The sequence below is a fragment of the uncultured Rhodococcus sp. genome (assembly GCF_963525155.1).
GTDB lineage: Bacteria > Actinomycetota > Actinomycetes > Mycobacteriales > Mycobacteriaceae > Rhodococcus_F > Rhodococcus_F qingshengii.
The window spans coordinates 1-9,470 of sequence record NZ_CAURKP010000185.1 but is presented as its reverse complement, the minus strand read 5'-3'; the positions used below and the strand labels follow the sequence as shown (position 1 = coordinate 9,470).

Below are 9,470 nucleotides of genomic sequence, written 5' to 3'. Positions count from 1 at the left end.
ATCATGCCGTGCGCGTTCTGGCACAGTGAGGCCCCTACGCGGATCGACATCGACAACAACGTTCCGACCTTGCAGATCCAGGCAACCGGTGACACCCGCACGACGTACGACGAAGGCCTCGGCATGCATGAAGCGATGAAAGGCTCACGGCTCGTGACAGTTCCAGGCCGCACTCATGCGGTGTTCCCGGGCTACGCGAATACTTGCGCGAACGCCGCCGTCAACTCGTACCTGCTCGACGGCTCACTGCCGGCCGAAGACGTGGTGTGCGAGTCGTGACCTCAGCCCGTCAGCCCGCTCTTGATCTCGTTCTTGAGAACTTTGCCGACCTTGGAGCGAGGTAGATCGTCCCAGACGATGACTTGCTTCGGAGTCTTCACACTTCCGATGCGAGCCTTCACGAAAGCCATCACCTCGGCGCCGTCGATGTCGGCGCCGAGGTGCGGTTGCACCACTGCCACAACGCGTTCGCCCCACTTGTCGTCCGGCAACCCGATCACTCCGCAGTCCTGAATCCCCGGATACGCCATGAGTGCCTGCTCCACCTCGACCGAATAGACGTTGAAACCGCCGGTGATGATCATGTCCTTCGCACGGTCGACGATGAACAGGAAATTGTCCTCGTCCAGGTACCCGATATCGCCGGTGTGATGCCAGCCGTGGGCTGACGCTTCCGCGGTTGCGTCGGGGTTCTTGTAATAACCCGCCATCACCAACGAACTGCGGATCACCACCTCACCACGCTCGCCACGTCCGAGCAGCGCGCCTTTGTCGTCCATGATCCCCACGGTCACCAGCGGCGACGGTCGACCCGCCGACGAAAGTCGTGACGTTGCGACAGTACCGTCCGAGCCGAAGTGCTCCTTCGGTGACATCGTCGAGATCATCATGGGGGCTTCACTCTGCCCGAACAGCTGAGCCATGACCGGGCCGATCTTGTCGATCGCCTCCGCGAGTCTGGTCGGGGAGATCGGCGCCGCTCCGTACCAGAAGCATTGCAGCGAGCTGAGATCCGTGGCCGACAGGGCCTCGTGCTCGAGCAGCATGTAGATGAGCGTCGGCGGCAGGAAGGTGTGAGTCACCTTGTGCTTCTGAACGTTCGCGAGGAAGTACCCGAGGTCGGGCTTCGGCATGATCACTACTTCGCCGCCGAGGGCCATGATCGGGAAGCACAGAACACCGGCGGCGTGAGTCAGCGGTGCCAACGCCAGATACACCGGGCGCCCCTCGAACGGATAACTCATCAAGGTGATCGCGGTCATCGTCTCGATGTTGTGCCCGGTCAACATCACGCCCTTGGGCCGTCCAGTTGTACCACCGGTGCCGACCAGCATGGTGACGTCGTCGGGCGCCGCAGCGTCGAGTTCGTCTTCCCCGAGCCAGCTTTCGAGAGATTGTGCCGATTCCGATTCGCCGTCGATGCAGACGAGCGTCACCAACTGGGGAAGCGCATCCTTGATCTGGTCGACTAGCGGCGCATAGGACTTTTGGAAGAACAGAGCGCGACAATCGAACAAATCCAACAGGTCTCGGTTTTCCGCAGCTTCGTTGCGAGGGTTGATCGGGCACCAGACGCCGCCGGCCCGGCTTATTCCGAATACGCACGAGAACGAGATCGGATCATTGCCGGACAGAATCGCGACCTTTTCGCCCGGCGCGATGCCCGAAGCCGCGAGCGAAGCTGCGAAGCGTCGGCTGAACTGTTGCACCTCGCCGTAGGAGAGAGTGCGCTCCCCCATCGTCAAACACGGTGCGGTGGAACCAAGAGAGGCTCCCTTGTCGAGATAGTCGGTCAAACGCATGGGGAGCCTCCAGGGCGGGGCTCCCGGCGCGCTACACGCCGGGAGCCGTGAACATGATGACGAGGGCGACGAGTTAGGCGTTGATGGTTACTTCCGGCTCCAGAGCCAGCCCGAAACTACGTAGCGCGCCGAGCAGTTCGCGATGGCCGAACGCCTGGCAAGCCGAGGCAAGCCCGGTCCGCTTCGGCGCCTGCTGGAGCAGAGAATGCGCTGCATAGGCGTGCAGGAGGCCCGTCTGCTTGTAGTTACAGTTTCCGTGGATCACGACGTGCGAGCGGCCCAGCGGGCCCGACGCGTAGACGGAGTCGAGTGAGGTGTTGATGCGCGGATTCTCACGAGGGGGCATACCGGCCTGAACCGATCCGGCGATCTCGGCCAAGGCGGCTTCCTGCTCGTCGGCGGGCAGGGTCTTGATCTGCTCCTCCACGATCTTCTGCGTCGCGACAACACCTTCCATCACGGTGCGGTCGAACACTCCGCCCGCAGCCTTGACGTTGGAAACTCGCGGATCGTTCTTGAACCACACCGGGTGGCATGTTCCGCCCCACGGCAATGCAAGCGCAGTTTCGTGCTGGCCCGGAACGACGACGTCGAAAGTCTGGCCGGGCGCCCACTGCACGTACTTGTTCTGCTCGAGGTAGTACCAGTTTGCCTTGAGGATGGTGAAGATCGTCTGAGTGGACGCGTAGGTGGGAAATCCCTTCCACAGCACGAGGATGTCGAGCGTATCGAGGCCCGGCGTTTCCAGTGCGATATTGGCCGCGATCTCACCGGTGGTGTACATCTGCGCGATACCGGGCGAGAGGAGCAGGCCCTTCTCCTGGTACTTGTCGCTGAACTTCTCCTGGACGTCGAGTACCCAGTCCTGCTCACCGGTGGTGTCCATGTAGTGGCAACCGGCATTCAACGCAGCCTCGACGACGGTCCCGCCAAGCTTGATGAACGGCCCGACCATGTTGCTGACAACCTGTGCACCGGTGAACAATTCGGTGAGAGCCTCGACCGTGTGCTCGACCTCGACGACCTCGTGATCGACGGTGTCCAAACCGGGGATCTTGTCGAGGACCTCTTGGATGCGAGCGGCGTCGCGGCCGGCTGCGATGAACGGGATGTTGAACTCGCGCAGGTATTCACACACCAGACGACCGGTGTACCCGGAGACGCCGTAGACGATGACTGGCTTCTTTTCGGACATGTTCGTGGAACCTTTCGAAGACGTGAGAAGGGTGTACGTACGAATGAAGGGCGAGTTACATGCCCATGCCACCGTCGACCGGTAGGCCGATTCCGGTGATGAATCGCGCGGCGTCGGAGGACAAGAACACAACGGCGTCAGCCATGTCGTTCACTTCACCGAGGCGGCCGAGCGGGGTGAGGCCGATGACGTCTCCGACTGCTGCTTCGGCGCTGGGCCAGAGGCCGAGCTTCTCCATGTCCGCCGCGAGTCCGAGACCCATCTCCGTGGCGACAAGACCCGGGTAGATGCAGTTGACGCGGACTCCGTAGCCGAGCTTGCCCGACTCGGCGGCGGCAACTCTGGTGAAGCGATCGACCGCGGACTTGGTCGCGGAGTATCCACTGATCCCGGGAAACGGAATGGTGGCGGCCACTGAAGAGATGTTGATGACGGAACCGCCGGTTCCGGCTACGCCACCCGGACGCATGCTGCGCAGTCCGTGTTTCGTTCCGAGCGCTGTTCCGAGGATGTTGACCTCACACATACGGCGGATGTCGTTCGGATCGAGGTCGACCACCAGCGAGGAAATCTCGATGCCTGCGTTGTTGACGAGGATGTCGAAGCCGCCGAGAGTCTCCGCGGTGGCGGCGACTGCCTCTTCCCAGTTGGCATCGTCGGTGACGTCCAGCTTTACGAAGCCGGTTTTGACTCCGCCCGAACCAACAGCCTCTGCGGTGGCACGACCCTCGTCTTCGAGAACGTCGCCGATCATCACTGACGCCCCCGCCTTCGCCAACGCCTCAGCCATTCCGGCTCCGAGCCCCTTGGCACCACCTGTGACCAGTGCTTTTCTTCCCTCGAGATCAAACACGCTCATTTTCGACTGCCTCCATGACTGAAACGACTCTCGCGATGCCACCGTTCACAGCGACGCTGTCAAGTGGTGTGAGTCACAGAGTATTCAACTTTGGACGAGTGTCAAGAGAAATCTTGACGACTGTCAAGATTTTGTTACACGCTCGTCAAAGACCAGGGGTTACACTGATTCGGACGCGGTGATCGTGCCGCTGTGGAAACCGCAGGGAACAGGACGTGCCATCGTGACCACGACAGTCGAGAAGCCTAGTGAGGCAGGGAAAAAGGCTGCACCTAGCTCCCCGGACCAGCAGTCCAGCTCCGCCAAGCGGTCCAACGCAGACAAGGTGTCGCGTCGCCAGGTCGACAAATTCTCCGAGCGACGTGATCAACTCGCCGAGGCCGCACTGCAAACCCTGGCCGAATTGGGCTACGCACGCACGAGCCTGCGCGAAATCGCCCAGAATTCGGAGTTCTCCCACGGCGTCCTGCACTACTACTTCAGCGACAAGGTCGATCTCATCACCCACTGCGTGCGCCACTACAAGGCACGCTGCGTAACCCGCTACGACGGCATCGTCGCCACCGCGAAGACACCGGAGGAACTGAAAACCGGTTTCGGCACACTGCTCGCCGAGACCATGATCGAAGAACCCACGATGCACCGCCTCTGGTACGACCTGCGCGCGCAGTCGATGTTCGAGGAGTCGTTCCGAGCCGACGTCGCCGCGATCGACGAGAGTCTCGAAAACATGATCTGGCGCATTGTTTCTCGCTACGCCGAGCTTCTCGACGTAGAGGCATCGGTCACCTCGGCGGCGATGTACGCAATCTTCGACGGCCTGTTCCAGCAGAGCCTGCTGCGCCATCTGTCCGGCGATCAGACTGCCGCAAACTATCTTTCGGAGAGCGTCCAGCAGATGCTGCCTCTGGTAGTGCCCACTCCCTGATCAGCGAGCAGCGATGCCTTCCGCGACGTACCTGGCTCCGCGATCGAATTCTCCGACCACGTCGTAATCGGCGTCTTGCCGCCAGAAGCGGACCAACGCTCCGTACGTACCACCGATCATCTGTGCGAGAAAGAGCGGCGGGTAGTCCGATCTCACTTCGCCGGCTTCGATACCGGCAGTGACGATCCGGAGAAGTTCCACGTGGAACCGATGATCGTGGGCCGCCCCCGCTCCGGAGGAGGCGAAGTCGCGCTCGAGTTCTGCAGTCACCATGCGCAGATAGCGCGGATGCATGATCGCTTGCTGCGCAAAGTCCTGAAAAATCCGGGAGATCCGATCAGAAGTCGGCATCGGCGATTCCATGAGCTGATCCACCAGTGCCGCAAGCTGATCGAGATGATCACTGTGCAGCGCCTCGAGAACCGAGTCCTTGCCCTGGAAGTAATTGAAGAAGGTGGCTCGCGACACCTCGGCTCGCTCGGCGATGTCGTCGACGGTCGTGCTGGCGAAACCCTGCGCCGAGAACAGAATTCGAGCAGCCGAGAGCAACCTGTCGTTGGTATCGCGCTTGTTCTGTTCTCGTTTGGAAATCACGTCGACCTGCCCTTCTCCGCCTCAGAACACAGTCTTCGCCACAGTCCGGAATGTGTCCAATGTCCGTCCCGTCAGGTGACGCACCTCCGCCTCCGATAGGTGGACTACAGTCCAATTATGTCGACTGTTTCCACCGAACGCCATGACCGCGTTCTCATCGTCAGGATCGAACGCGAAGAACGCCGTAACGCGATCAACCGTGAGACTGCCGAGGGAATCGAAGCCGCGCTGAATATTCTCGACGACGACCCTGATCTGTGGGTCGGCATCATCACCGGAACCCCCAACATCTTTTGCGCCGGAACCGATATCCGAGAGCGGGCCGACCTCCGCATGCCTCGCGGCGGAGAGTACGGCGTCATCCGGCGCCGGCGGAACAAGCCCCTGATCGCTGCAGTCGAGGGCTACGCGCTTGGTGGCGGTTTCGAAATCGCACTGGCCTGCGATCTGATCGTCGCTTCCGCCACAGCGCAATTCGGCCTTCCCGAAACCAAACGCGGTCTGGTTGCGACGTCCGGAGCACTCTTTCGGGCGCCTCGCGCGCTTCCGATCAACGTCGCCCGCGAACTCTTGATCACCGGCCGCACACTCGATCCCGAACGGGCAAAGGACCTCGGCGTCGTCAATGCAGTCACTGCCCCTGGTAAGGCACTCGACGAGGCACTGGTGATGGCAGCGGAGATCTGCGAGTCCTCCCCCACCTCCGTGAGTCTGAGTCTGAAGGCCATCGAGGCTCTCTACGCCGACGCCGACGCCGACGGATGGAAGGTCACCGACGACGCCAAGGACGCAGTGTTGCGCTCTCCGGACATCGCCGAAGGACTCGACGCTTTCGCCACTCGTCGGACACCCCGATGGAGCGGACTGCCGCCCGCATGACAGACCACAATCCGAGACAGATTTCCTATACGTCTGGTCGGAAAGGGTATGAACCGGTTACAGTCTCTCCTGTGACGGGAATCGGCGCATACGAGACGGGCACGCTGCTGACGCGGCGGCGCCATGTCGACTTTGCGCATGTCTGTACATCCGGGTGTCCGATCTACTGATCGGACCTACGACGTGAGCGCCGCTCACGTCGATACTCGTATGTACACCCAGATCAGGGGACATTTCTGTCATGACCACCGCCTCCATCTCACACCTGAGTTCCGTCGTAGCAGCCAACGCCGACGCCATCGACAAAGACGCGAGCAAAGCACACGTCGTATTCAAGGCTTCCGCCCAGGCGCACGACGCCGTTGCCAGCACCATTTCTCTCGGTAAGTACAGCGTCGAGGTCGACGAGCCACCGGCCCTCGGCGGCGAGAACACCGCAGCCAATCCTGTCGAGTACTACCTTGCTTCCCTGCTCTCCTGCCAGGTGGTCACCTACCGCGTCTGGGCGGACAAACTCGGTATCGCTCTCGACGACATCTCGGCCAGGGCCGAAGGTGACCTCGACGTTCGTGGATTCTTCGGCTTCGACGACGCCGTTCGCCCGGGATTCTCCGAGGTCCGCGTGGTCGTCACCCTGACCGGCCCCGAACCCCGCGAGCGCTACCTGGAACTGCAGGAAACGGTCGACGCCCACTGCCCCGTACTCGATCTCACCCGCAATCCCGTCCCAGTGCATACAGTCGTCGAAACCGCCTGACCCGCACTAACCCACCTTCACCACGGAGTATGAATTCATGAGCGAGAACACCCCCGTCGATACCGATCCGACCGCCGATTGGTCGTTCGAAACCAAGCAGGTCCACGCCGGACAGGGCCCGGACAGCGCTACCAACGCTCGGGCGCTTCCGATCTACCAGACCACCAGCTACGTCTTCGACAACACCGACCATGCGGCGGCGCTCTTCGGCCTCGCCGAGCCGGGCAACATCTACACCCGCATCATGAACCCGACGCAGGACGCCGTCGAGCAGCGCATCGCCGCCCTCGAAGGCGGAGTCGCGGCTCTGCTGGTTGCGTCCGGTCAGGCCGCCGAATCCTTCGCGATCCTCAACCTCGCCGAGGCCGGGGACCACATCGTCTCAAGCCCTCGCCTGTACGGCGGCACGTACAACCTCTTCCACTACACGCTGCCCAAGCTCGGTATCACCGTCGACTTCGTCGAGGACCCGGACAACCTCGATCACTGGCGTGAGGCAATCCGTCCGAACACCAAGGCGTTCTACGGCGAAACCATCTCCAACCCCAAGAACGACGTGTTCGACATCCCCGGCATCAGCGCAGTCGCCCATGAGCACGGCATCCCACTGATCGTGGACAACACGGTCGCAACTCCGTATCTCATTCAGCCGCTGAAGCACGGCGCCGACATCGTCGTCCACTCCGCCACCAAATACCTTGGCGGACACGGCACCGCGATCGCCGGCGTCATCGTCGACGGTGGCACCTTCGACTGGACCCAGGGACGCCACACCAACTTCACGACCCCCGACCCCAGCTACCACGGCGTCACCTTCGCCGATCTCGGCGCACCCGCCTACGCCCTCAAGGCACGCGTTCAGCTTCTGCGCGACCTCGGCTCGGCCATCGCACCGTTCAACGCCTTCCTCATCTCGCAGGGTATCGAGACACTGAGCCTGCGCATCGAGCGCCACGTGTCCAACGCCCAGAAGGTCGCGAAATTCCTCGAGGGCCGCGTCGAAGTCACGTCGGTCGCATACGCCGGACTGGAATCCTCGCCCTGGCACGAGCGCGGAAAGCAGCTGGCTCCCAAGGGAACCGGCGCCATCGTCGCGTTCGAGCTCGCCGGTGGAGTCGACGCAGGCAAGAAGTTCGTCAACGCACTGACGTTGCACAGCCACGTCGCCAACATCGGTGACGTTCGCTCACTCGTCATCCACCCCGCGTCGACGACGCACTCGCAGCTCACCCCCGAGGAGCAGCTCGCTTCGGGCGTCACCCCGGGGCTCGTCCGCCTTGCGGTCGGCATCGAAGGGATCGACGACATTCTCGCCGACCTCGAAACCGGTTTGGCCGCAGCAGCTTCCTGATCTATCGCACGAAAAGCTCGGCCCCGATATGCATTGGGACCGAGCTTTTTCGTTGCGTAAGAGCTAGCTCTTGGGAGTGAACGCGGCCAGCGGTTCACTCTCGGACCAGTCATGGCCCCAGTAGCTGTCGGCCGTGATTTCCTCAGCGGTGTAGAAGGCTTCGTCGACAAGCATGCCTTCGCAACCGAACTCCAGATCCCATCCACCGGGTGCGCGCACGTAGAACGACACCATCTTGTCGTTCGTGTGGCGGCCCAACGTCGAGGAGATCGAGAAGCCGAGCTTGGCAACACGATCGAGAGCCTGACCGACGGCGTCGAGAGTCTCGGCTTCCATCATCAGGTGCACGAGACCGGGCTCGTCAACCGGCGGCGCCGGGCACAACGCCAGGCTGTGGTGGCGCTGGTTGACACCCATGAAGCGAACGCGGCGAGCCGGCGGCGGCGCATCGATACCGCCGAGACGGATGGAACCGCGCGGGAGGAATCCGAGCACCTCGGTGTAGAAGGTGTATGCCTCGTCGAAACGCGTAACCGGAAGCACCACATGGCCGAGGCCCTGATCGCCGGTGACGAAACGGCCGCCGTGCGGGGTGACCAACGGGCTGTGGTCGAGTACCGGTCCGAAGAAGACCTCGACTCGGTTACCGTTGGGATCGTCGAATGCGATGACCTGCTCGGCATCGCGGTAGCTGGCGTCGACCTCGGAAAGAACCTCGACCTCGACTCCGGCCTTCTCCACTGCTTCACGAACACGCTGGAGCGCGAACTGATCTCGCACTTCCCAGCCCACTGCGAGAGCCTTGTCCGTCTCACCGGGCAGGACGATCAGTCGCGCACGACGCTCGTCCAGGCGCAAGTAGAGGCCGTCGGCTTCCGGGCCACTACCGACCGCGAGGCCGAGTCCGTCGACCACGAGCTCGCGCCAGCGAGCCACGTCCTGCGTTTGGATCCTGAGATACCCCAGGCCCCTAATTTCAGTCATGCCTAACCGTCCTTGCTTCGAAAGTATTTGTGGGACTAGATCATCGAGCGGTGGATACCCTGCGGTTCGCCACCGAGCTGCGAGAGCGTCGACGCATGGAAAATGGAACCAGGCACATGGA

At 62.0% G+C, this 9,470-nt stretch carries 10 protein-coding genes; 5 read left to right on the top strand and 5 right to left on the bottom strand.

Annotation, left to right across the window (positions count from 1 at the left end; all coding sequences use genetic code 11):
- Positions 1 to 279: alpha/beta hydrolase (locus tag RWT78_RS24850; protein WP_314681632.1), on the top strand; the 279-nt coding region annotated here is incomplete at its 5' end.
- A gap of 2 nt (positions 280 to 281) precedes the next feature.
- Here the strand turns inward: RWT78_RS24850 and RWT78_RS24845 are convergent.
- From RWT78_RS24845 to RWT78_RS24835, 3 genes are all read right to left on the bottom strand, one after another.
- The gene (locus tag RWT78_RS24845; RefSeq protein WP_314681630.1) at positions 282 to 1,802 is read right to left on the bottom strand and encodes an AMP-binding protein; all 1,521 of its coding nucleotides are present in this window, start codon (positions 1,800 to 1,802) and stop codon (positions 282 to 284) included.
- Positions 1,803 to 1,875: 73 nt separating this feature from the next.
- Positions 1,876 to 2,997 (bottom strand): DUF5938 domain-containing protein, encoded by a 1,122-nt coding sequence (locus tag RWT78_RS24840; RefSeq protein WP_003940189.1) that lies wholly within the window; start codon positions 2,995 to 2,997, stop codon positions 1,876 to 1,878.
- Positions 2,998 to 3,052: 55 nt separating this feature from the next.
- Positions 3,053 to 3,856, bottom strand: coding sequence for an SDR family NAD(P)-dependent oxidoreductase (locus RWT78_RS24835; protein ID WP_007732778.1), 804 nt, complete (start codon positions 3,854 to 3,856; stop codon positions 3,053 to 3,055).
- A 325-nt stretch (positions 3,857 to 4,181) separates the two neighbouring features.
- On the opposite strand from RWT78_RS24835, the gene RWT78_RS24830 reads away from it, so the two are divergent.
- Positions 4,182 to 4,784, top strand: a complete 603-nt coding sequence (locus RWT78_RS24830) for a TetR/AcrR family transcriptional regulator (RefSeq protein WP_047270758.1) — start codon at positions 4,182 to 4,184, stop codon at positions 4,782 to 4,784.
- On the opposite strand, the gene RWT78_RS24825 is transcribed toward RWT78_RS24830, so the two are convergent.
- The gene (locus tag RWT78_RS24825; RefSeq protein ID WP_003940428.1) at positions 4,785 to 5,378 is read right to left on the bottom strand and encodes a TetR/AcrR family transcriptional regulator; all 594 of its coding nucleotides are present in this window, start codon (positions 5,376 to 5,378) and stop codon (positions 4,785 to 4,787) included.
- A gap of 117 nt (positions 5,379 to 5,495) precedes the next feature.
- Here RWT78_RS24825 and RWT78_RS24820 point away from each other — a divergent pair, with 117 nt between their 5' ends.
- From RWT78_RS24820 to RWT78_RS24810, 3 genes are all read left to right on the top strand, one after another.
- The gene (locus RWT78_RS24820) at positions 5,496 to 6,257 is read left to right on the top strand and encodes an enoyl-CoA hydratase-related protein (protein ID WP_064074266.1); all 762 of its coding nucleotides are present in this window, start codon (positions 5,496 to 5,498) and stop codon (positions 6,255 to 6,257) included.
- Between the two features lie 241 nt (positions 6,258 to 6,498).
- Positions 6,499 to 7,014 (top strand): OsmC family protein, encoded by a 516-nt coding sequence (locus RWT78_RS24815; protein ID WP_050656844.1) that lies wholly within the window; start codon positions 6,499 to 6,501, stop codon positions 7,012 to 7,014.
- Positions 7,015 to 7,051: 37 nt separating this feature from the next.
- The gene (locus tag RWT78_RS24810; RefSeq protein ID WP_314681626.1) at positions 7,052 to 8,365 is read left to right on the top strand and encodes a bifunctional o-acetylhomoserine/o-acetylserine sulfhydrylase; all 1,314 of its coding nucleotides are present in this window, start codon (positions 7,052 to 7,054) and stop codon (positions 8,363 to 8,365) included.
- Between the two features lie 63 nt (positions 8,366 to 8,428).
- On the opposite strand, the gene bphC is transcribed toward RWT78_RS24810, so the two are convergent.
- Positions 8,429 to 9,349, bottom strand: a complete 921-nt coding sequence (bphC, locus tag RWT78_RS24805) for a biphenyl-2,3-diol 1,2-dioxygenase (RefSeq protein ID WP_003940493.1) — start codon at positions 9,347 to 9,349, stop codon at positions 8,429 to 8,431.
- Between the last annotated feature and the right edge of the window lie 121 nt (positions 9,350 to 9,470).

Bases quoted from the DNA above. Each gene is read 5' to 3' on its own strand.
- RWT78_RS24820 (WP_064074266.1), top strand. From the start codon at position 5,496: ATGTCGACTGTTTCCACCGAACGCCATGACCGCGTTCTCATCGTCAGG.
- RWT78_RS24810 (WP_314681626.1), top strand. From the start codon at position 7,052: ATGAGCGAGAACACCCCCGTCGATACCGATCCGACCGCCGATTGGTCG.
- RWT78_RS24815 (WP_050656844.1), top strand. From the start codon at position 6,499: ATGACCACCGCCTCCATCTCACACCTGAGTTCCGTCGTAGCAGCCAAC.
- RWT78_RS24835 (WP_007732778.1), bottom strand. From the start codon at position 3,856: ATGAGCGTGTTTGATCTCGAGGGAAGAAAAGCACTGGTCACAGGTGGT.
- RWT78_RS24845 (WP_314681630.1), bottom strand. From the start codon at position 1,802: ATGCGTTTGACCGACTATCTCGACAAGGGAGCCTCTCTTGGTTCCACC.
- RWT78_RS24840 (WP_003940189.1), bottom strand. From the start codon at position 2,997: ATGTCCGAAAAGAAGCCAGTCATCGTCTACGGCGTCTCCGGGTACACC.
- bphC (WP_003940493.1), bottom strand. From the start codon at position 9,349: ATGACTGAAATTAGGGGCCTGGGGTATCTCAGGATCCAAACGCAGGAC.